This window comes from Enterobacter sp. EC_64, from assembly GCF_019584165.1.
Taxonomy (GTDB): domain Bacteria; phylum Pseudomonadota; class Gammaproteobacteria; order Enterobacterales; family Enterobacteriaceae; genus Enterobacter; species Enterobacter roggenkampii.
Map to the genome: position 1 here is coordinate 37,204 of NZ_VDAS01000013.1, position 20,102 is coordinate 57,305.

Annotated in this window: 23 protein-coding genes; 10 read left to right on the forward strand and 13 right to left on the reverse strand. The window is 55.8% G+C overall.

Annotated elements, in window-relative coordinates:
- The first annotated feature begins 105 nt into the window (after positions 1-105).
- Both msrA and FHC52_RS12385 read left to right on the forward strand, forming a co-directional pair.
- Positions 106-747, forward strand: coding sequence for a peptide-methionine (S)-S-oxide reductase MsrA (gene msrA, locus FHC52_RS12380; protein ID WP_008501428.1), 642 nt, complete (start codon positions 106-108; stop codon positions 745-747).
- 211 nt (positions 748-958) lie between these two features.
- Positions 959-2,296 carry a hemolysin family protein gene (locus FHC52_RS12385; RefSeq protein WP_008501429.1) on the forward strand — a complete coding sequence of 446 codons (1,338 nt, stop codon included), beginning with the start codon at positions 959-961 and terminating at the stop codon, positions 2,294-2,296.
- Between the two features lie 70 nt (positions 2,297-2,366).
- Here the strand turns inward: FHC52_RS12385 and FHC52_RS12390 are convergent, their stop codons facing one another.
- Positions 2,367-2,573 (reverse strand): DUF1107 domain-containing protein, encoded by a 207-nt coding sequence (locus FHC52_RS12390; protein ID WP_008501430.1) that lies wholly within the window; start codon positions 2,571-2,573, stop codon positions 2,367-2,369.
- Between the two features lie 324 nt (positions 2,574-2,897).
- On the opposite strand from FHC52_RS12390, the gene FHC52_RS12395 reads away from it, so the two are divergent.
- Entirely contained in the window at positions 2,898-3,455 is a 558-nt protein-coding gene (locus FHC52_RS12395) for a YtfJ family protein (protein WP_023326561.1), read from the forward strand.
- Here the strand turns inward: FHC52_RS12395 and cysQ are convergent.
- The gene (cysQ, locus tag FHC52_RS12400) at positions 3,449-4,189 is read right to left on the reverse strand and encodes a 3'(2'),5'-bisphosphate nucleotidase CysQ (RefSeq protein WP_008501432.1); all 741 of its coding nucleotides are present in this window, start codon (positions 4,187-4,189) and stop codon (positions 3,449-3,451) included. The genes FHC52_RS12395 and cysQ overlap by 7 nt on opposite strands.
- Before the next feature lie 190 nt (positions 4,190-4,379).
- Here cysQ and FHC52_RS12405 point away from each other — a divergent pair, with 190 nt between their 5' ends.
- On the forward strand, positions 4,380-6,323 hold the full coding sequence (locus tag FHC52_RS12405; protein ID WP_220420093.1) for a bifunctional 2',3'-cyclic-nucleotide 2'-phosphodiesterase/3'-nucleotidase: 1,944 nt from the start codon (positions 4,380-4,382) through the stop codon (positions 6,321-6,323).
- Positions 6,324-6,414: 91 nt separating this feature from the next.
- Here FHC52_RS12405 and FHC52_RS12410 read toward each other — a convergent pair whose 3' ends face one another.
- Positions 6,415-6,801: a helix-turn-helix domain-containing protein gene (locus tag FHC52_RS12410; protein WP_021240700.1), complete on the reverse strand. Its 387-nt coding sequence runs from the start codon at positions 6,799-6,801 to the stop codon at positions 6,415-6,417.
- An 84-nt stretch (positions 6,802-6,885) separates the two neighbouring features.
- Between FHC52_RS12410 and FHC52_RS12415 the strand changes: the two genes are divergently transcribed.
- From FHC52_RS12415 to FHC52_RS12425, 3 genes are all read left to right on the forward strand, one after another.
- Positions 6,886-7,734, forward strand: coding sequence for an SDR family oxidoreductase (locus FHC52_RS12415; protein ID WP_047748359.1), 849 nt, complete (start codon positions 6,886-6,888; stop codon positions 7,732-7,734).
- Between the two features lie 81 nt (positions 7,735-7,815).
- Entirely contained in the window at positions 7,816-8,640 is an 825-nt protein-coding gene (locus FHC52_RS12420) for an AraC family transcriptional regulator (protein WP_047748358.1), read from the forward strand.
- A gap of 75 nt (positions 8,641-8,715) precedes the next feature.
- Entirely contained in the window at positions 8,716-9,681 is a 966-nt protein-coding gene (locus FHC52_RS12425) for a DMT family transporter (RefSeq protein ID WP_220420094.1), read from the forward strand.
- A gap of 87 nt (positions 9,682-9,768) precedes the next feature.
- Here FHC52_RS12425 and FHC52_RS12430 read toward each other — a convergent pair whose 3' ends face one another.
- A complete protein-coding gene (locus FHC52_RS12430; RefSeq protein ID WP_021240703.1) occupies positions 9,769-11,418 on the reverse strand; it encodes a methyl-accepting chemotaxis protein in 1,650 nt (549 codons plus the stop codon).
- 244 nt (positions 11,419-11,662) lie between these two features.
- On the opposite strand from FHC52_RS12430, the gene ytfE reads away from it, so the two are divergent.
- A complete protein-coding gene (gene ytfE / locus FHC52_RS12435) occupies positions 11,663-12,325 on the forward strand; it encodes an iron-sulfur cluster repair protein YtfE (RefSeq protein ID WP_008502890.1) in 663 nt (220 codons plus the stop codon).
- Positions 12,326-12,411: 86 nt separating this feature from the next.
- On the opposite strand, the gene cycA is transcribed toward ytfE, so the two are convergent.
- Complete coding sequence (cycA, locus tag FHC52_RS12440; RefSeq protein WP_008502891.1) at positions 12,412-13,821, reverse strand: D-serine/D-alanine/glycine transporter; 1,410 nt, start codon at positions 13,819-13,821, stop codon at positions 12,412-12,414.
- A 312-nt stretch (positions 13,822-14,133) separates the two neighbouring features.
- On the reverse strand, positions 14,134-14,754 hold the full coding sequence (fklB, locus tag FHC52_RS12445; protein WP_008502892.1) for an FKBP-type peptidyl-prolyl cis-trans isomerase: 621 nt from the start codon (positions 14,752-14,754) through the stop codon (positions 14,134-14,136).
- A 233-nt stretch (positions 14,755-14,987) separates the two neighbouring features.
- Here fklB and FHC52_RS12450 point away from each other — a divergent pair, with 233 nt between their 5' ends.
- Positions 14,988-15,632 carry an OapA family protein gene (locus FHC52_RS12450; protein ID WP_008502893.1) on the forward strand — a complete coding sequence of 215 codons (645 nt, stop codon included), beginning with the start codon at positions 14,988-14,990 and terminating at the stop codon, positions 15,630-15,632.
- Between the two features lie 69 nt (positions 15,633-15,701).
- Here FHC52_RS12450 and rplI read toward each other — a convergent pair whose 3' ends face one another.
- From rplI to rpsF, 4 genes are read right to left on the reverse strand one after another with little or no spacing between them, the layout of a single operon-like run.
- Entirely contained in the window at positions 15,702-16,151 is a 450-nt protein-coding gene (rplI, locus tag FHC52_RS12455) for a 50S ribosomal protein L9 (RefSeq protein WP_008502894.1), read from the reverse strand.
- A gap of 41 nt (positions 16,152-16,192) precedes the next feature.
- On the reverse strand, positions 16,193-16,420 hold the full coding sequence (gene rpsR / locus FHC52_RS12460) for a 30S ribosomal protein S18 (protein WP_000135199.1): 228 nt from the start codon (positions 16,418-16,420) through the stop codon (positions 16,193-16,195).
- A gap of 4 nt (positions 16,421-16,424) precedes the next feature.
- Positions 16,425-16,739 carry a primosomal replication protein N gene (gene priB, locus FHC52_RS12465; protein WP_008502895.1) on the reverse strand — a complete coding sequence of 105 codons (315 nt, stop codon included), beginning with the start codon at positions 16,737-16,739 and terminating at the stop codon, positions 16,425-16,427.
- Between the two features lie 6 nt (positions 16,740-16,745).
- Positions 16,746-17,141 (reverse strand): 30S ribosomal protein S6, encoded by a 396-nt coding sequence (gene rpsF, locus FHC52_RS12470; RefSeq protein ID WP_008502896.1) that lies wholly within the window; start codon positions 17,139-17,141, stop codon positions 16,746-16,748.
- A gap of 341 nt (positions 17,142-17,482) precedes the next feature.
- Between rpsF and yjfY the strand changes: the two genes are divergently transcribed.
- Entirely contained in the window at positions 17,483-17,758 is a 276-nt protein-coding gene (yjfY, locus tag FHC52_RS12475; protein ID WP_008502898.1) for a DUF1471 family protein YjfY, read from the forward strand.
- Positions 17,759-17,898: 140 nt separating this feature from the next.
- Here yjfY and FHC52_RS12480 read toward each other — a convergent pair whose 3' ends face one another.
- From FHC52_RS12480 to ulaD, 3 genes are read right to left on the reverse strand one after another with little or no spacing between them, the layout of a single operon-like run.
- Positions 17,899-18,585 (reverse strand): L-ribulose-5-phosphate 4-epimerase, encoded by a 687-nt coding sequence (locus tag FHC52_RS12480; protein ID WP_025911930.1) that lies wholly within the window; start codon positions 18,583-18,585, stop codon positions 17,899-17,901.
- Positions 18,578-19,438 (reverse strand): L-ribulose-5-phosphate 3-epimerase, encoded by an 861-nt coding sequence (locus tag FHC52_RS12485; protein WP_032655247.1) that lies wholly within the window; start codon positions 19,436-19,438, stop codon positions 18,578-18,580. The genes FHC52_RS12480 and FHC52_RS12485 overlap by 8 nt, the downstream gene beginning before the upstream one ends.
- A gap of 9 nt (positions 19,439-19,447) precedes the next feature.
- The gene (ulaD, locus tag FHC52_RS12490; protein WP_023345304.1) at positions 19,448-20,098 is read right to left on the reverse strand and encodes a 3-keto-L-gulonate-6-phosphate decarboxylase UlaD; all 651 of its coding nucleotides are present in this window, start codon (positions 20,096-20,098) and stop codon (positions 19,448-19,450) included.
- Positions 20,099-20,102: the final 4 nt, after the last annotated feature.

Consider the following 20,102-nt stretch of genomic DNA (forward strand, 5'->3'; position numbering starts at 1 on the left):
ATATTTCTTATGATTAAATCTAGACTCATTCAGCGCATTTATTGTGTTCAATTAAACGCGCCGTGACAACCTTAACCGAAACATCGCACCCCGGGAGGCCCCACCGTGAGTTTATTCGACAAAAAGCATCTGGTTTCACAAGCTGATGCATTACCGGGACGCAACACCCCTATGCCTGTGGCGACTTTACACGCCGTCAATGGCCATTCCATGACTAACGTTCCTGATGGCATGGAAATCGCCCTGTTCGCTATGGGCTGCTTCTGGGGCGTTGAGCGCCTCTTCTGGCAGCTGCCTGGCGTTTACAGCACGGCAGCCGGCTACACGGGCGGTTACACGCCGAATCCAACCTACCGCGAAGTCTGCTCCGGCGAAACCGGCCATGCGGAAGCGGTACGCGTAGTGTACGACCCGACGGTAATCAGCTACGAACAGCTCCTGCAGGTCTTCTGGGAAAACCACGACCCGGCGCAGGGCATGCGTCAGGGCAACGACCACGGCACGCAGTACCGCTCGGCTATCTATCCGCTCACCCCTGAGCAGGATGCCGCCGCGCGCGCCAGCCTTGAGCGTTTCCAGCAGGCCATGCGTGAAGCGGGCGATACGCGCGAGGTGACCACGGAAATCACCACCGCGAAACCGTTCTACTACGCCGAGGACGATCACCAGCAGTATCTGCATAAAAACCCGTACGGCTACTGCGGAATCGGAGGTATCGGCGTCTGCCTGCCGCCACAGCTGGCCTGATTATCAGCCGTTAGATCGTCGCCCGTACCGGGCAGCACCCGCTGTCCGGTCTGTTTTATGTAAAAATGTGACCTCTGGCAGATTTACATCTCTTTACGCTATACTAGCCGCTGAAATAATCGGCTCAACGCTACGAGCTGATGTTCAATGTGTTTCCACACAAATGGTATCAACTCCCCTTCTGAGGATCTGGCGAGAAGCCGGATAAACTATGTTAAACAGTATTTTAGTAATACTTTGTCTGATTGCCGTCAGTGCATTTTTCTCGATATCCGAGATCTCGCTGGCCGCGTCCCGTAAAATCAAACTGAAGCTGCTCGCCGACGAGGGCAACATCAACGCCTCTCGCATTCTCAAAATGCAGGAAAACCCCGGTACGTTCTTTACCGTGGTGCAAATTGGTCTGAACGCGGTGGCTATCCTGGGCGGTATCGTGGGCGATGCGGCGTTTTCCCCGGCGTTTTATAGCCTCTTTGCGCAGTACATGTCCGCAGAACTGGCCGAACAGCTGAGCTTTATCCTCTCCTTCTCGCTGGTGACCGGGCTGTTCATCCTCTTCGCCGACCTGACCCCGAAACGCATCGGTATGATTGCGCCAGAAGCCGTGGCTTTGCGTATCATCAACCCGATGCGCTTCTGCCTGTTTGTGTTCCGCCCGCTGGTGTGGTTCTTCAACGGCCTGGCAAACGTCATTTTCCGCATCTTTAAGCTGCCGATGGTGCGTAAAGATGACATCACCTCTGACGACATTTATGCGGTCGTGGAAGCCGGTGCCCTGGCCGGGGTACTGCGTAAGCAGGAACACGAGCTGATTGAGAACGTATTCGAACTGGAATCCCGTACCGTGCCCTCTTCCATGACGGGCCGTGAAAGCATTATCTGGTTCGATTTACATGAAGATGAGCAGAGCCTGAAGAACAAAGTGGCGCAGCATCCGCACTCCAAGTTCCTGGTCTGTAATGAAGATATTGACCACATCATCGGTTACGTCGACTCCAAAGACCTGCTGAACCGCGTGCTGGCGAACCAGAGCCTGGCGCTGAACAGCGGCGTGCAGATCCGCAATACCCTGATTGTGCCGGACACCCTGACGCTCTCAGAAGCGCTGGAAAGCTTCAAAACCGCCGGGGAAGACTTCGCGGTGATCATGAACGAATACGCGCTGGTGGTGGGTATTATCACCCTCAACGACGTCATGACCACGCTGATGGGCGACCTGGTAGGCCAGGGGCTGGAAGAGCAGATTGTTCAGCGTGACGATAATTCATGGCTGATTGATGGCGGCACGCCAATTGAAGACGTGATGCGCGTGCTGGATATCGACGAGTTCCCGCAGTCCGGAAACTACGAGACCATCGGCGGCTTTATGATGTTTATGCTGCGTAAGATCCCGAAACGTACCGACTCGGTGAAGTTCTCCGGCTACAAGTTTGAGGTGGTGGATATTGATAACTACCGCATCGACCAGCTGCTGGTGACGCGCATCGACAACAAACCGACCGTACTGGTGCCGAAGCTGCCGGATGCGGAAGAGAAGGTGTCGGCGTAAGGTTCCTGCCCCCACAAACATCAACGGCTCCCATCGGGAGCCGTTTTTTTACTGCTGCATAGCACGTTGGTTAAGCCATCTCAGTTTGCAGACGCATAACCTGACGGTTGACTTCGGACATCACAGACAGGTGCTGTTTGTCCTTCACTTTTGGGACAAGGATTTTGCCCTTATCAAACTCAAAAGCGCCAACATCCTTGATATACAACCGTCCACGGAACAGGATCTTCACGTACTTCGCCACCTGAAGCGGGTTGTAGCGTTGGAAAATTTTCATTCTTGTATCTCCTGCGTATCATACGCTCTTGCGGTGCCACAATCGGCCCGACTGTCCTGAGCGCAAATTTTAATGCCCAATGACTATAGACCAGAACTACGGTGTTACCCAGTGTGCATAAGTTTATTTACCGTTTGATTACAATTATTCAGAATAATCTTTGCAAAGCGTGACTGAGCGCAGTATAAGCCGTCGTTTTTTCATGGATATGTGCGTTCACCCGCAAAGTGGCATCGGGATTGCGGGAAAACCACATTGATCGCACTTATCATTAAAAATGCATGACCAAGTGGTCGGATCACCTGCAAACAATAAGGAAACGCCATGACCCTACGTACTATCCTTGCAGCAGCCTGCCTGCTGCTGCCCCTGTGGGCGAGTGCTCACAACATTGAAAAAGGACAACGTGTACCGCCAGTCGGCATTGCTGACCGGGGAGAATTGATTCTCGACAATGATAAGTTTAGCTATAAAGCCTGGAATAGCGCGCAGCTCGCGGGCAAAGTGAGAGTTGTACAACATATTGCCGGTCGTACATCTGCAAAAGAGAAAAATGCCAACCTGGTGGAGGCGATCAAGGCGGCAAAATTCCCACACGATCGTTACCAGACCACCACGATCGTGAATACCGATGACGCCATTCCGGGCTCCGGAATGTTTGTGCGTTCAAGCCTTGAGAGCAATAAAAAGCTCTACCCATGGTCGCAGTTTATCGTCGACAGCAACGGCGTCACCCGTAAGGCCTGGCAGCTGGAGGAAGAGAGCTCTGCGATTGTCGTGCTGGATAAGAACGGCCGCGTACAGTGGGTGAAAGACGGGGCGCTGACCCAGGAAGAGGTGCAGCAGGTTGTCGACCTGCTGCATAAGCTGCTGGCTCAATAAAGAGAGACGCGGAAGCCGGGATTGAGGAAGGATTCGCGCGGGGTGTAGTCCAGCGGCTTGCCCTGCCAGTCATGAACATGCGCCCCGGCGGCCGCGGCAACGGCATGCCCGGCGGCGGTGTCCCAGACGTTCGTCGGCCCAAAGCGGGGATAGAGCTGAGCTTGTCCTTCCGCCACCAGGCAGAATTTCAGCGATGAGCCAATCGAGGTGGTCTGGTGTTCACCCAGCTGCTGCAGATACTCCTGCAGCTCGCTGTCGCTGTGCGAGCGGCTAATCACCACCAGCGGCGGACGCGCGTCGCGCACCTGGATCTGCTTGCGCACGCCGCACTCTTCCTTCCACGCCTTCCCTTCTGCAGCACTGTACATCACCTTCATGACCGGCGCGTAGACCACGCCCAGCACCGCTTTACCCTTCTCAATCAGGGCGATATTGACGGTGAATTCACCGTTGCGCTTGATGAACTCTTTTGTCCCGTCCAGGGGGTCCACCAGCCAGTAGCGCTGCCAGTGCTGGCGCTCTTCCCAGCTTTGCGGCGCTTCTTCTGACAGGACGGGGATGTCCGGCGTTAAGGCCTGTAACCCTTTCAGGATCACCTTATGCGCCGCGATATCTGCCGCCGTGACCGGAGAGTCGTCCGCTTTGCTGACAACCTCCATGGGTTTACTACCGTCATACACCTGCATGATGGCATCCCCCGCATCCCGTGCGAGCTGACAAATTTTATCTAGCATTTTCCACCTCTTTGTTAACGCAGTGAGGTTAACTCTTTGTTTTAGTTATATCGTAATGTGAACAATTCCGCTATCTGTGAAGCAATTCCGGTTTCAGGTTGCTTTTTTCTGTCAGGATTCACATTTATGTAAGCAACACGTTATAGATACATACTCTTTTGTGGCCTGGATCGAAAAAAGGACTCTTCTGATGATTAAGTTTAGCGCAACGCTCCTGGCGACGCTGATTGCGGCGAGCGTGCAGGCAGCGACGGTCGATTTACGTATTCTGGAAACGACCGATCTGCACAGCAACATGATGGATTTCGATTACTACAAAGATACCCCGACGGAAAAATTCGGACTGGTACGCACGGCGAGTTTGATCAATGCGGCGCGCGGCGAAGTGAAAAATAGCGTGCTGGTCGATAACGGCGATCTCATTCAGGGCAGTCCGCTCGGGGACTACATGGCGACCAGGGGGCTGAAAAAAGGCGAGATCCATCCTGTTTATAAAGCGATGAACACCCTGGACTATACCGTCGGTAACCTCGGCAACCATGAATTCAACTACGGTCTGACATACCTGCATGATGCCCTGGCAGGCGCAAAATTCCCGTACGTTAACGCCAATATCATCGACGTTAAGACCCAAAAGCCGCTTTTTACGCCTTACCTGATTAAAGAGACTGAGGTTGTCGATCAGGACGGGAAAAAACAGACGCTGAAAATCGGCTACATCGGTTTTGTCCCGCCGCAGATCATGACGTGGGATAAGGCCAACCTCGATGGTAAGGTGACCGTTAACGACATCACCGAAACCGCGCGTAAATACGTGCCGGAAATGCGCGAAAAAGGCGCCGATCTGGTGGTGGTGGTTGCCCATTCCGGCCTCTCCGCCGATCCATACCAGGCCATGGCAGAAAACTCCGTTTACTACCTGAGTGAAGTCCCGGGCGTTGATGCAATCCTGTTCGGCCACGCCCACGCGGTCTTCCCGGGCAAAGACTTTGCCAGCATTAAAGGGGCGGATATTGAGAAAGGGATGCTTAACGGCGTGCCGTCGGTGATGCCGGGCATGTGGGGCGACCATCTTGGCGTGGTGGATCTGGTGCTGAATAACGACGGCGGCCGCTGGAAGGTCACGCAGCCAAAAGCCGAAGCGCGCCCAATTTACGACGCTGCTGCGAAAAAATCGCTGGCGGCGGAAGATAAAAAACTGGTCGACGTGCTGAAGCACGATCACGACGCCACGCGCGAATTCGTCAGCAAGCCGATCGGCAAATCCGCCGACAACATGTACAGCTTCCTGGCGCTGGTGCAGGACGATCCGACCGTCCAGGTCGTCAACATGGCGCAGAAAGCCTATGCCGAACACTTTGTGCAGGGCGATCCGGATCTGGCGAAACTGCCGGTACTCTCCGCCGCTGCGCCATTCAAAGTGGGCGGGCGTAAGAATGACCCGGCAAGCTATGTGGAGGTCGAAAAGGGCCAGCTCACCTTCCGTAATGCCGCCGATCTCTATCTCTACCCGAATACGCTGGTTGTGGTTAAAGCCACCGGGAAAGAGGTAAAAGAGTGGCTGGAGTGTTCTGCCGGACAGTTTAACCAGATTGACCCACACAGCAGCAAGCCGCAGTCGCTGATTAACTGGGACGGCTTCCGCACCTACAACTTCGACGTGATCGACGGCGTGAACTACCAGATTGACGTCACCCAGCCGGCGAAATATGACGGCGAGTGTCAGGCGATCAACCCGCAGGCGGAGCGCATTAAAAACCTGACCTTCAACGGCAAGGCGATCGACCCGAATGCCACTTTCCTGGTGGTGACCAATAACTACCGTGCCTACGGCGGTAAGTTTGCCGGTACGGGAGATGGACACATCGCCTTTGCCTCGCCGGACGAGAACCGCTCTGTGCTGGCGGCGTGGATCAGCGCGGAGTCGAAAAAGGCCGGCGAAATTCATCCGGCGGTGGATAACAACTGGCGTCTGGCGCCGATCCACAGCGATACGCCGCTGGATATCCGCTTTGAAACGTCACCGTCCGAGAAGGCAGCCGCGTTTATTAAGGAGAAGGCGCAGTATCCGATGAAACAGGTCGCGACGGATGATATTGGGTTCGCGATTTATCACCTGGATTTAAGTAAGTAGCGTCGATTGTGGCGGGTGGCGCTTCGCTTAGCCGGCCTACGGGATGGAAGATTATGGGTAGGCCGGGTAAGGCGAAGCCGCCACCCGGCTTTTACGCCGCGCGCTCGTCCCGATTCGCCATCACCTTCGGCGTATTCACCTCAATCCAGTCCGCCAGCGCGGCGACTTTCTCGCTGACCTCGATCCCCATCGGGGTCAGGCTATACTCTACGTGCGGCGGCACAACCGGGTACGATACGCGATCGACAAACCCGTCCTGCTCCAGCGCCTGAAGCGACTGGGACAGCATCTTTTCGCTCACCCCGCCCATTTTACGGCGCAGATCGCTAAAGCGATGCGTTCCCTGGCGCAGCGCCAGCAGAATCAGTACCCCCCAGCGGCTGGTAACGTGTTTGAGCACCTCTCGTGAAGGGCACTGTTCCGCGAAGAGATTGCCATCGCGCAATTGTTCGCTGAGCGTCGGTATCGTTGTTTTCATACTTACCTTTTTGTACGTACTTACTAAAAGTTAGCTATGGTGCTAGTGTGCCACAACACCAGACAAACACGAAGGAGATTCATCATGATCGCGATTACCGGCGCCACCGGCCAGCTTGGCCATCTCGTTATCGAACAGCTGTTGAAAACCGTACCGGCTAACCAGATTGTGGCCATCGTACGTAACCCGGCAAAAGCTGAAGCCTTAAGCCAGCAGGGAATTGTGGTTCGTCAGGCGGACTACACGGATGAAGCCGCATTCACCGCCGCGCTGAACGGCGTGGATAAGCTGCTGCTGATCTCGTCCAGCGAAGTCGGCCAGCGCGCGATCCAGCACCAGAACGTGATTAACGCCGCCAAAGCGGCAGGGGTGAAATTTATCGCCTACACCAGCCTGCTGCATGCGGATACCTCGCCGCTCGGTCTGCACGTTGAACACGTTGCCACTGAAAAAGCGCTGGCGGCGTCCGGCATTCCTTATGCCCTGCTGCGCAACGGCTGGTATACCGAAAACTATCTGGCGAGCGCGCCGCCTGCGCTGGAACACGGCGTGTTTATTGGTGCGGCAGGCGAAGGCAAAATTGCCTCTGCCACCCGCGCAGACTATGCCGCGGCGGCAGCGAAAGTGATTGCTGAAGAGGGCCATGCGGGCAAGGTGTATGAACTGGCGGGCGACCACGGCTGGACGCTGAGCGAACTGGCGGCTGAACTGAGCAAACAGAGCGGAAAGCCGGTCACCTACCAGAATCTCAGCGAAGCGGAGTTTGCTGCCGCGCTGAAAAGCGTCGGCCTGCCTGCCGGGCTGGCGGATATGCTGGCGGACTCCGACGTGGGCGCCTCGAAAGGCGGCCTTTTCGACGACAGCCGCACCCTGAGCAAACTGATCGGGCGCCCAACCACTACGCTGGCGGAGAGCATTAAAGCCATTCTGTAATTGTTACGGGATGGTTATTTTTTGTGGCATCCCCTCGGGTCATCTTTGATAATGAAAAGATGACCCACGAGGAGGCTCACCGTGCAAGGCGTACCGGAACAGTTTAATGATGAAAGAGACAGCGCGCGCTTTCGCCATCTGGCGCAGCTGCCGGGCCTGGAGCTGTATCACGCGCACATTTCTGACTACGCCTTTGAGCCTCACACCCATGAAGCCTTCGGCATCGGCACGATTGAAACCGGTGCCGAACGCTTTCGCTATCGCGGCAGCCAGCATCTCGCGGCGGAGAAATCCGTCGTTACCATGAACCCGGACGAGATCCACACCGGCGAATCCGCCACCGAGGGCGGCTGGCGCTACCGGATGGTCTATATCGAACCCGATCTGCTGGAAGAGGTGACCGGCCTCCGACACTGGTGGTTCAGCGACGTGACCCGTCATGATCCGTTACGCTCACAGCAAATCGGCAGGCTCATTTACGGCTTGTGGCACACTGACGATCCGCTTGCGCAAAAAGGTTTACTGCTGGATCTGATTGAGACCTTCCAGCCGTTTGCCCACCACGCGACACGGGTTCAGGAAGGCGCGCACCGCTTCGAAAGGGTACGCGAGTACCTGCACGACAACTATATGCGCGCTCTGACGCTGGACGAGCTGGCCAGCGTCGTCTCGCTCAGCCCGTATCATTTCCAGCGCCAGTTCAAAGCCCATTTTCACGTGACGCCGCATCAGATGCTGATGGCCATTCGACTCTGGCGCGCCAAAGCGTTTCTCACCCACGGCATGCCCGCCGCAGAGGTTGCCGCCGCAACCGGGCTGACCGATCAGTCACATCTGACCCGCGCATTTACCCACCGCTACGGCATTACGCCCGTGCGCTACCAGAAGCAGGTTACACGGCGCTAATGCGCAATCTCATACAATACGCGCGCATTCGCCCCTCCTACACTAACTACAGCGTAAATACCTGTGGATGGAAAAATGATTAGTGGAGTGTTGTATGCCCTGCTGGCCGGGATGATGTGGGGACTGATTTTTGTCGGCCCGCTGATCGTGCCCGAGTATCCGGCAATATTGCAGTCGACCGGACGTTATCTGGCGCTGGGGCTGATTGCCCTGCCCCTGGCGTGGCTGGGACGCGCGCGCTTGCGCCAGCTCAGCCGTCAGGACTGGGGGACCGCGCTGGCGCTGACCATGATGGGCAATCTTATCTATTACGTTTGCCTCGCGAGTGCCATTCAGCGTACCGGTGCGCCGGTATCGACCATGATTATCGGCACGCTGCCGGTCGTCATCCCCGTCTTTGCTAACCTGCTCTACAGCCAGCGCGATGGCAAAATGGCGTGGTCAAAAATGGCCCCGGCGCTGGTCTGCACCGCCCTGGGGCTGATATGCGTTAATATTGCCGAGCTGCGCCATGGGCAGGGCGATGTTGACCTATGGCGGTACGGTTCTGGCATTCTGCTGGCGTTCATTTCCGTGGCGTGCTGGGCATGGTATGCCCTGCGCAACGCGCGCTGGCTGCGTGAGAACCCGGACAAGCACCCGATGATGTGGGCGACGGCGCAGGCGCTGGTCACGCTGCCCGTATCCGTCGTGGGGTATCTCGGCGCATGCCTCTGGCTGGGCCATCAGCAGCCGGACTTCGCCCAGCCCTTCGGGCCAAGACCGTGGGTGTTCATTGGCCTGATGGTTGCGATCGCGGTGCTGTGCTCATGGGTGGGCGCGCTGTGCTGGAACATTGCCAGCCAGAAGCTGCCGACGGTGATCTTAGGGCCGCTGATTGTCTTCGAAACCCTGGCCGGACTGCTTTATACCTTCCTCATGCGCCAGAGCGTGCCGCCGTTGTTCACGGCCTGCGGGATCGTGCTGCTGGTGGTAGGGGTGGTGATGGCGGTGAGAGCGAAGCCGGAAAAACCGAGGGTCGTTCCGGCGTCGGAGGTGTGATATTTGCCGGGTGGCGGCTCCGCCTTACCCGGCCTACAAGGAGCCGTTTCGTAGGCCGGGTAAGCGCCAGCGCCACCCGACATGATGTTAAAACGTTTCCCAGTTTGCTTCAGACGCCGCCGCGACAGGCTGCGCTTTTGGCACATAGGTTTTTACCGGCGCCGCTTTGACCGCCTGGTTGCGGGTAATTTTGAACACCGCCACCGCTTCGTTCAGGCGTGCAGCCTGATCTTCCAGCGCCGCCGCCGCGGCCGCAGACTCCTCCACCAGTGAGGCGTTCTGCTGGGTCACGCGGTCCATCTCGGCTACCGCCTGGCCCACCTGGTCGATACCGCGGCTCTGCTCGTCAGAGGCCGAAGCAATTTCGCCCATAATGTCGGTGACGCGAGTAACCGCATTGACGATCTCAGCCATCGTGGCCCCGGCTTCGTTAACCAGCTGCGAGCCCGCGTTCACGCGTTCGCCGGAGTCATCGATCAGCGCTTTGATCTCTTTCGCCGCCTGAGCGCTGCGCTGGGCAAGGGTACGCACTTCCCCTGCCACCACCGCAAAGCCACGGCCCTGCTCGCCTGCACGGGCCGCTTCCACCGCCGCGTTCAGCGCCAGAATATTCGTCTGGAAGGCAATCCCGTCGATCACGTTGGTAATTTGCGCGATTTTGCTGGAGCTGGTGGCGATTTCATCCATCGTCCGCACGACGCCTTCCACCACGTGACCGCCCTTCTTCGCCGTGGAGGAGGCATCCAGCGCCAGACGGGAAGCCTGACGCGCGTTATCGGCGTTCTGCTTCACGGTTGCCGTCAGCTGTTCCATGCTGGCTGCCGTCTCTTCCAGAGACGCGGCCTGCTGCTCGGTACGGGAAGAGAGATCGTTACTGCCTGCGGAGATTTCGCCTGCACCGGTGTAAATGGTATCTGCGCCTTCGCGCACCACGCCCACGGTGTTCGCCAGCGAAGTTTGCATCTCCTGCACGTTGCGCGCCAGGATGGCCATTTCATTTTTACCGTCGGCCTGAATCGGCTGGGTGAGATCGCCTGCCGCAATGGCGCGAATATGGTTAATCACCTCTTCCAGAGGCAGCAGCAGCACGCGGCGCATCGCAATCCAGCTGGAGATAATCACCACAATCACCAGCAGCATGACCGCAGAGAGGATCCACAGGATGCGCTTGTAATCACTTTCGTTATCCTGAATGCCTTTATCCGTGAGCGCGGCCTGCGCTTCACGCCATTCACGATAAACCGTCTGCATCGCATTCTGTTTTTGTTCAGCATTCTGCTTGAACATATCTTCCAGATTGCCCTGGCTCAGCAGAACATTCATTTGCGTCAGCGTTGCAGAGTAAATGCGGTACTGCTCCTCGAGTTGGTTGGTCAGGTTCTCATCCAGGCCTGGCGTATTCGGCAAGGCATAGTATTTATCGTAATGAACCTGGGCTTCAGTCAGCAGATTTTTCGCCGTGGTCACCAGCTCATTCAGCTGACCGCCGTTAATTTGCGAGGCCATGCTGCTTTGCAGGCGCAGCATCCCGCGGTTCAGGGTGACGCGCGCCTGGTTCAGACTGATCCACGCATCGGTAAACTCCGCCACGTTCTTGCTGGAGAGCTGCGACACGGTAAAGTTGTCTTTATCGTTATTCAGGGCGTTGATAAAGATACCGGCGGAAATCACTTGCATGATGCCGAGCACAAGCAGCACCGAAATCAGAAGGGTAATGACTTTTATACGTTTAAACATGCGTTGCCTTTGTTATATGCAGGTTTGTCTGACGTGGATATATCGGCAGGTGCAGCGGGTTGTTTACTGTTTCTCCACCTTTAAAAAGTTTCGAAACCACTTTCCTGAACCCATTCAGAGAGTTAAATCGGATATTTTTTTGTGATCTGCATCTCACTTTTACCCGTTCCTCTAAAGGGTTATAGCGTCGCTTAAAAGATGTATTTAATATGCACTTTATATTATTGATGATGAGGTAACTGCTATGGCCTTTCGCGACCAACCCCTGGGCGAGCTGGCGCTCTCCATTCCTCGCGCTTCTGCGCTGTTTCGCAAATACGATATGGACTACTGCTGCGGCGGTAAGCAAACCCTGGCACGGGCGGCCTTACGCAAAGAGCTGAACGTTGAGGTGATTGAAGCCGAGCTGGCGAAGCTGGCCGAGCAGCCCGTCGACAAAGACTGGCGAACCGCTCCGCTCGCAGAAATCATCGACCACATCATCGTGCGTTACCATGACCGTCACCGTGAACAGCTGCCGGAGTTGATCCTGCAGGCGACCAAAGTCGAACGCGTGCATGCCGACAAACCTTCCGTTCCGCGCGGTCTGGCGAAATACCTGACCCTGCTGCACGAAGAGCTTTCCAGCCACATGATGAAAGAAGAGCAGATCCTCTTCCCGATGATTAAACAGGGAATGGGAAGCCAGGCGATGGGGCCCATCAGCGTGATGGAAAGCGAGCATGATGACGCGGGCGAACTGCTGGAAGTGATCAAACACACCACCCACAACGTCACGCCGCCGCCAGAAGCGTGCACAACGTGGAAAGCGATGTACAACGGCATTAACGAGATGATTGACGACCTGATGGAACACATCAGCCTTGAGAACAACGTTCTGTTCCCGCGGGCATTAGCGGGGGAATAAAAAAGCCCGGTGGCGCTAGCGCTTACCGGGCCTGCAACGTCCTCGAACGTAGGCCGGGTAAGCGTCAGCGCCACCCGGCAACATGCTTAACGCATGCCAGCCATCCGTTTCTTACCGATAAACATCCAGCCCAGCCCCAGGGCGATAAACCACAGCGGCGTGACGATCAGCGCCTGACGGGTATCATCTTCCAGCGTCAGCAGAACCAGCACGAAGACGAAGAACGCCATGCACACCCAGCACATCAGCTTGCCCAGCGGCATCTTGTAGATCGATTTTTCATGCAGGTGTGGGCGCTGTTTGCGGTACACCAGATAGGAACAGAGGATGATGGTCCAGACGAACATAAACAGGATCGCTGAGACCGTGGTAATCATGGTGAACGCGCCAATCACGCTTGGGTTTACGTAGAGCATCACCACGCCGCCCAGCAGGCACATGCAGGAGAAGGTCAGCCCTTTCGCAGGTACCGCACGCTTAGACAGCTTGGCGAACGCGCTCGGCGCCACGCCTTCCTGCGCCAGACCAAACAGCATACGGCTGGTTGAGAACACGCCGCTGTTCGCGGAAGACGCCGCTGAGGTCAGCACCACGAAGTTAATCAGGCTCGCCGCCGCAGGCAGCCCCACCAGCACGAACAGCTCAACGAACGGGCTCTTGCTTGGCACCACCGAGCTCCACGGCGTCACGGACATAATGATGATCAGCGCGAAGACGTAGAACATGATGATACGCACCGGAATGGAGTTGATGGCGCGCGGGAGAGACTTCTCCGGATCTTTGGTTTCCGCAGCGGTCGTTCCGACAAGCTCAATCCCTACAAACGCGAACACCGCAATCTGGAAGCCGGCAAAGAAGCCGCTAATGCCTTTCGGGAACCAGCCTCCATCATTCCACAGATGGGTAAACGACGCCTGAACGCCGGTTGGTGACTGGAAGTGGGTGAGCACCATCACCAGGCCTACTACGATGAGCCCAACGATGGCCACGATTTTGATCATCGCGAACCAGAACTCCATCTCACCGAACATTTTAACGGTGGCGAGGTTCAGGCTCAGCAGCAGAACAATAACCGCCAGCGAGGCCACCCAGTCCGACAGCCCGGGGAACCAGAACTGCGCATAGGCGGTTATCGCCACGACGTCCGCCATACCGGTCACGACCCAGCAGAACCAGTAGGTCCAGCCGGTGAAATAGCCCGCCCATGGCCCGAGCAGGTCTGAAGCGAAGTCGCTGAAGGATTTGTATTCGAGGTTCGAGAGCAGCAGCTCACCCATTGCACGCATCACGAAGAACAGCATAAAACCGATAATCATATAAACGAATATGATTGACGGTCCGGCGAGACTTATGGTTTTGCCTGACCCCATAAACAGCCCGGTACCGATGGCCCCCCCAATAGCAATGAGCTGAATATGACGGTTTGTGAGATTGCGCCGTAGCGACTGTTCAGACGACGCCTCTTCGTCGGCGACGACTTTGACCTGATCTACCATGTGATATTTTCCTGTTTATGCCTGTCTGTGTTGTTAAGGCTCTTCTGGCCTTTAAATACGTCAAAAAAATGACGTTCCCTTGTTAGGGCTAATCGATATTAGGTAAGAATCGGCGGGATGAATACTATGATTTAGATATTATGTTAATAATATGTTGAAAGTGAGTGTCATATCACTCATGCAGCGCGAAACAGCTCACAAAAATACACGCAACAGTTTCGTTTGCAAGATAAAATATTGATTCCGACTTAACTATAGGTTTTCACGCTATTTTCCCCTCCCCAACCGGGGAGAGGAAATAAGAAAAGTCGATTACAGAATTTCCAGCAGCTCGACTTCAAAGACCAGAGTGCTGAATGGCGGGATGGACGCGCCAGCGCCGCGCTCGCCGTAAGCCAGGTTATGCGGGATAGTCAGTTCCCATTTGGAACCGACTGGCATCAGGGTCAGCGCTTCGATCCAGCCTGCGATAACGCCATTCACCGGGAACTCAGCCGGTTCGCCGCGCGCGACGGAGCTGTCGAAGACGGTACCGTCGATCAGCTTACCGGTGTAGTGTACGCGAACGTGGTCGGTACGCGCCGGGATTGCGCCATCGCCCTGATTGATCACGCGGAACTGCAGACCAGACTCGGTGCTGTTCACGCCTTCACGCTCACGGTTCTCTTCCAGATATTTCACACCTTCGGCGGCCATCTCTTCAAAGCGCGCGCGACGCACGGCGTCAGCACGCTCGTGGATTTCACGCAGCGCACGGTGCACAACGTCAACCGGAACGGCAGGCTGTTTACCTTCCAGCGCGTCAGCGATACCCGCCACCAGCGCTTCAGGTAACAGACCTTCCAGGCCGGATTCGCTCAGCTGCTGTCCTACCTGCAAGCCGATACCGTAACTTGCCTGCGCTTCGATAGTGTCAAAAGTCGGGGTGGTCATGGGTTTTCCTTCCATCACATTTAAAGTAGCGGGCAGCATATCAGCCATGCCCTTATGGGTAAAACTTTGTCTGAAGTTAAGGTGACAAACCGCGACGAAACAGAAACAATAGAGAGAACCAGGATTAATCCCGAACTGATGTCACGGATGTCGGGTTTACTACGCCGTTCAGGCAGTTAGCAAACTATACTTCGGGGCACAGGATAAAAAATACGCGGAGCAGGAGGAGTGCCATGCCCGGGCGATTTGAACTGAAACCTACCCTGGCGAAAATCTGGCAGGCGCCGGACAATTTTCGCATCATGGATCCGCTGCCTCCTCTGCATCGCAGAGGGATCATCATTGGTGCGCTGATGGTGATTGTGGGCTTCCTGCTTCCTTCCGGTGGCGATGATGTTGATACTGCCCCCGTCACCCGCAATGCTCAGCTGGACCTTCAGTCGCAAACGCGACCGCAGCCTGACGCACAGCCGATGCAGACGCAGCTCGTTACCCCGTCTAACGATCCGGGTCAGGTCGCGCCGGTTGAGCCAGAGCCGATTCAGGACGAACAGCCACAGGAACAGGCCGCCGCCCCGTCTCAGCCTCAGACCCAACAGCCCACCGGCATTGAGCAACAGTGGCGTTCCTATCGCGTAGAGCCGGGGAAAACGCTGGCGCAGCTGTTCCGTGACCACAACCTGCCGCCGACAGACGTGTATGCCATGGCGAAGGTGGAAGGCGCGGGTAAACCGCTCAGTAACCTGCAGAATGGCCAGATGGTGCAAATTCGCCAGAATGCCAGCGGGGTGGTGACAGGATTAACGATTGATACCGGAAATGGACAACAGGTGCTGTTTACCCGCCAGACAGACGGCAGCTTTATCAGGGTACGTTAAGGGCGGGGTTCTGTAAAAAGCAAAACGCCGGCACAAGGCCGGCGTTTCAACGTGAGCAGAGTAAAAAAATTACTCAGCTACAACGTTAACAACCAGTTTAGCGAACACTTCGCTGTGAACCTGGAAGTCAACTTCGTGCTCACCAGTGGTACGCAGAACGCCGTTCGGCAGACGAACTTCGCTCTTAGCCACTTTAACGCCTGCTGCAGAAACTGCATCAGCGATATCGCGGGTACCGATGGAACCGAACAGTTTACCTTCGTCGCCAGCTTTGGACGCGATGGTAACGGTGCCCAGTGCGTTGATTGCTTCAGCGCGAGCGTTAGCAGCCGCCAGAACGTCAGCCAGTTTGGCTTCCAGTTCAGCGCGACGTGCTTCGAAAAACTCTACGTTTTTCTTGGTAGCTGGAACAGCTTTACCCTGTGGAACCAGGAAGTTACGAGCGTAACCCGCTTTAACGTTTACCTGATCACCCAGGCTGCCCAGGTTTGCTACTTTATCAAGCAGAATAACTTGCATTACCTTATCCTCTTAAAGTCGTATTAATGGACCGTGCCCGATTACTGATGACGATCAGTGTACGGCAGCAGGGACAGGTAGCGAGCGCGTTTGATAGCGCGAGCCAGCTGACGCTGATATTTTGCACGAGTACCGGTGATACGGCTTGGGACAATCTTACCGCTTTCGGTGATGTAGTTTTTCAGCGTTGCGATATCTTTATAGTCGATCTCTTGAACGCCTTCCGCGGTGAAACGGCAGAACTTGCGACGACGGAAATAACGTGCCATATGGCTAGTCTCCAGAATCTATCAAATCAATCTGCTCGGCATGCAGAACCATTTTGCTCAGACCGTTCTTTGCCTTGTGGCAAGAGATGAACCCCTGAACGATTACTGCACTACCGACCGTTAAACTGTGAGTAATGGCCTGGTTTTCGTGTCCGCTAATAATAACGGGCATTTGGCACCACGCCTGCCGGTGAAACCCGGCTTCCTCTTGCACAGAACGATGCTCAAGCACGAACTGGCAATGCGGAATTCCTGATGGACTGACCTTTCGAAGGGGAGCCCTGCATACGATGCCGGACAACGCCAGACGGTTGGTCATCAGAAATTACTCTTCAGAATCCCCAGCATCAGAATCATCTGCGGTTTCGTTTGCGAAATCATCGCGACGCTCACGGCGCTCGTCTTTCGCTTTAACCATCGGAGATGCTTCGGTCACTGCGTTTTTGGTACGCATAACCATGCTGCGGATAACGGCATCGTTGAAGCGGAAGTTAGTTTCCAGCTCATCGATCACTTCCTGCGGCGCTTCAACGTTCATCAGAACGTAGTGTGCTTTGTGCAGTTTGTTGATCGGATAAGCCAGCTGACGGCGGCCCCAGTCTTCCAGACGGTGGATCGTGCCCGCTGCTGCAGTGATTGCACCAGTGTAGCGCTCGATCATACCCGGAACCTGTTCGCTCTGGTCAGGATGGACCATAAAAACGATTTCGTAATGACGCATCGAATTGCTCCTTACGGATTATTCAGCCTCCTGTCTGGGTCAGCCGAGGCCCGGGGAGGCAAGGAACGTGTTAAAGGTCGGCTGAAAAATTGACGCGTCATAATACTTGCGCGCCCCTGGAAACTCAAGCTGATTGCACAAATAATTCGCACAAAGCGCGAAGCGGGTCTAAGTGGGTGATTTAAAATTACTCACACCCGTAAGCGGTGTTTTTTTGAACAACTGCATCAGAAATGGTCACGCATCCCCGCCGGAGGAGTGATTACACTTTAATCAGAGATAACCGAAACAGAAGAAGGAGCATCCCCCCTCTCACAGCACGCAGTCGTGGAGCGCATATCATGAAAAAAATCGCATTAGCCATAATGGCGGCGCTTTTGCTCAGTGCAAACGCGATGGCAGCCATCAAGATAGACAGCCGACAGGCCAGAAACATGGATGATGTGCACAGCTTAGGCGTAATCTATATTAATCATAATTTCGCCACCGAAAGCGAAGCAGATCAGGCACTAAATGAAGAGACCGACGCCCAGGGCGCAACTTATTACCACGTGATGTTAATCCGTGAGCCCGGCAGCAACGGCAATATGCACGCCAGTGCAGATATTTACCGATAACGCCTTAACGCTAGCACCAGGAAAGCCAACAACGAGAACATAGCCATAGTTGACGTTGCCCCCTGCCCGGGGGCTTTTTTTGTGAATGGCTCCGGAATACCACCGGTTACAACTGTTTTTCGGTATTCCAGAGCACTTATTCACTTCTGCCCGTAATAGGCATTCGGGCCATGCTTGCGCATGAAATGCTTGTTCATCAGGTAATCATCAATGCCCTGAAGCTGTGGGTTAATGCCGCGGGCAATCCACGCCATACGTGCCACTTCCTCCATGACGACCGCATTATGGACGGCGTCGTGGGCATCTTTTCCCCAGGCGAACGGGCCGTGCTGATACACCACAATCCCCGGCGTATGCAGCGGCTCGCATTCTCCCAGCGTGTCGATAATCACCTTTCCGGTGTTGAGTTCGTACTCTCCTTCCACTTCATCCTGCGTTAATGCGCGCGTGCAGGGGATGTCGCCAAAGAAGTAGTCCGCATGTGTCGTGCCCAGCGCCGGAATCGCCAGCCCCGCCTGTGCCCAGGCGGTCGCGTGCGTGGAGTGAGTATGCACCACACCGCCAAGGGACGGATAACGCCGATACAGCGCCAGATGGGTCGCCGTGTCCGAAGAAGGACGCCATTTACCGTCAACGACGTTTCCTTCAAGATCGACCACCACCATATCGTCAGCCTTCATGGTGTCATACGCCACACCGCTCGGCTTAATCACGATCAGCCCCTGCTCGCGATCGATAGCGCTGACGTTGCCCCAGGTGAAGGTGACCAGGCCATAGCGGGGCAGATCCATGTTGGCTTCAAAGACCTGCTGTTTAAGCTTAAGCATGTTCAGCCTCCAGTAATCCCGCGCGCGCCATACGCTCGCGCACCCAGTCCCGCGCCTTTGCTACTTCCGCAGCAGGGTTGTCCGACGTTTCGCTCCACATCTCAATCAGGTAAGGCCCGCAATAGCCTGTCTGCTTGAGCGTCTCGAAGCACCGTTCGAAATCCACCACCCCGGTGCCGAACGGTACGTTTTTAAACACGCCAGGACGGGTATCTTTGACGTGCACCGCCACGATATGCCCTATGCCTGCCTGCAGCTCCATCTGCACGTCGTTATCCCATGCCGACAGGTTGCCGATATCGGGATAAAGCTGGAACCACGGGTTGTTCAGATAGTGCGCGTAGCCCAGCGCCTTACTGATGGAGTTCATCAGCGGGTAATCCATGATCTCCATTGCCAGCGTGACTTGCGCACGGCTGGCCATCTCAACGCTCTCTTTCAGGCCATCACGGAAACGACGGCGCGTTTCATCGTTAGCTTCCTGATAGTAAACGTCATAACCCGCCAGCTGGATCACGCGGATACCCACGTCCTGCGCAAAGCGGATGGCTTTACGCATGATCTCCAGCCCCTGCGCGCGCACGGCATCATCTTCGCTGCCGAGCGGAAAACGACGATGAGCGCTCAGGCACATGGACGGCACGCGCACGCCCGTTTCCGCGATGGCGCTTACCAGTGCCAGGCGCTGGTCGCGGCTCCAGTCGAGGCGAGAAAGACGCTCGTCCGTCTCATCCACCGACATTTCGACAAAATCGAAGCCCAGCTGCTTCGCCAGCTGTAACCGCTCCAGCCAGCACTCCCCCGCAGGGAGTGCCTTTTCATAGATGCCAAGCGGGACCTGTTTTGACAACATACCCGCTCCTTAGCCCCAAAGCTGAGCGATTGAGCGTTTGAACTGACGCGCGGCTTCCACCGGGGACGCCGCATCACGAATGCTGCGACCGGCAATAAAAACGTGAATAGGAATGCCCTTGAACAGCGGCAGATCTTCCAGCGCCAGACCGCCAGTGACGGTCACTTTGAAGCCCATATCGGCCAGACGTTTGATGGCGCTGATATCCGCGTCGCCCCACGCTACACCTGCGGCCTGGGCATCACGGCTGCGGTGATATACCACCTGCTGAATGCCCGCGTCGCGCCACTCCTGGGCCTGCTCCCAGGTCCAGAAGCCGGTCAGCTCAATCTGCACGTCGCCGTTAAACTCTTTTGCCACGTCCAGCGCGCCTTTGGCGGTGTTGATATCCGCACAGCAGATCACGGTGACCCAGTCGGCGTTGGCTTCGAAGCACATGCGGGAGAGGATTTTGCCTGCGTCGGCGATTTTGGCATCCGCCAGCACGATTTTATGCGGATAGAGCGCTTTCAGGTCACGAACCGCACGAACGCCTTCGCCCACGCACAGAATGGTGCCCACTTCAATGATGTCCACTTCTTCCGCAATCAGGCGGGTGGTTTCGTAAGCGTGAGACAGCGTTTGGTTATCCAGCGCAACTTGCAACATGGGTAATGACATATTC

Coding starts and splice junctions, on each gene's coding strand:
- FHC52_RS12450 (WP_008502893.1), top strand. CDS start 14,988: ATGCCCGGGCGATTTGAACTGAAACCTACCCTGGCGAAAATCTGGCAG.
- ytfE (WP_008502890.1), top strand. CDS start 11,663: ATGGCCTTTCGCGACCAACCCCTGGGCGAGCTGGCGCTCTCCATTCCT.
- FHC52_RS12485 (WP_032655247.1), bottom strand. CDS start 19,438: ATGTTGTCAAAACAGGTCCCGCTTGGCATCTATGAAAAGGCACTCCCT.
- FHC52_RS12425 (WP_220420094.1), top strand. CDS start 8,716: ATGATTAGTGGAGTGTTGTATGCCCTGCTGGCCGGGATGATGTGGGGA.
- rpsF (WP_008502896.1), bottom strand. CDS start 17,141: ATGCGTCATTACGAAATCGTTTTTATGGTCCATCCTGACCAGAGCGAA.
- FHC52_RS12415 (WP_047748359.1), top strand. CDS start 6,886: ATGATCGCGATTACCGGCGCCACCGGCCAGCTTGGCCATCTCGTTATC.
- priB (WP_008502895.1), bottom strand. CDS start 16,739: ATGACCAACCGTCTGGCGTTGTCCGGCATCGTATGCAGGGCTCCCCTT.
- ulaD (WP_023345304.1), bottom strand. CDS start 20,098: ATGTCATTACCCATGTTGCAAGTTGCGCTGGATAACCAAACGCTGTCT.
- FHC52_RS12395 (WP_023326561.1), top strand. CDS start 2,898: ATGACCCTACGTACTATCCTTGCAGCAGCCTGCCTGCTGCTGCCCCTG.
- FHC52_RS12410 (WP_021240700.1), bottom strand. CDS start 6,801: ATGAAAACAACGATACCGACGCTCAGCGAACAATTGCGCGATGGCAAT.
- FHC52_RS12430 (WP_021240703.1), bottom strand. CDS start 11,418: ATGTTTAAACGTATAAAAGTCATTACCCTTCTGATTTCGGTGCTGCTT.
- rpsR (WP_000135199.1), bottom strand. CDS start 16,420: ATGGCACGTTATTTCCGTCGTCGCAAGTTCTGCCGTTTCACCGCGGAA.
- yjfY (WP_008502898.1), top strand. CDS start 17,483: ATGAAAAAAATCGCATTAGCCATAATGGCGGCGCTTTTGCTCAGTGCA.
- FHC52_RS12405 (WP_220420093.1), top strand. CDS start 4,380: ATGATTAAGTTTAGCGCAACGCTCCTGGCGACGCTGATTGCGGCGAGC.
- FHC52_RS12390 (WP_008501430.1), bottom strand. CDS start 2,573: ATGAAAATTTTCCAACGCTACAACCCGCTTCAGGTGGCGAAGTACGTG.
- cysQ (WP_008501432.1), bottom strand. CDS start 4,189: ATGCTAGATAAAATTTGTCAGCTCGCACGGGATGCGGGGGATGCCATC.
- FHC52_RS12385 (WP_008501429.1), top strand. CDS start 959: ATGTTAAACAGTATTTTAGTAATACTTTGTCTGATTGCCGTCAGTGCA.
- FHC52_RS12480 (WP_025911930.1), bottom strand. CDS start 18,585: ATGCTTAAGCTTAAACAGCAGGTCTTTGAAGCCAACATGGATCTGCCC.
- fklB (WP_008502892.1), bottom strand. CDS start 14,754: ATGACCACCCCGACTTTTGACACTATCGAAGCGCAGGCAAGTTACGGT.
- rplI (WP_008502894.1), bottom strand. CDS start 16,151: ATGCAAGTTATTCTGCTTGATAAAGTAGCAAACCTGGGCAGCCTGGGT.
- cycA (WP_008502891.1), bottom strand. CDS start 13,821: ATGGTAGATCAGGTCAAAGTCGTCGCCGACGAAGAGGCGTCGTCTGAA.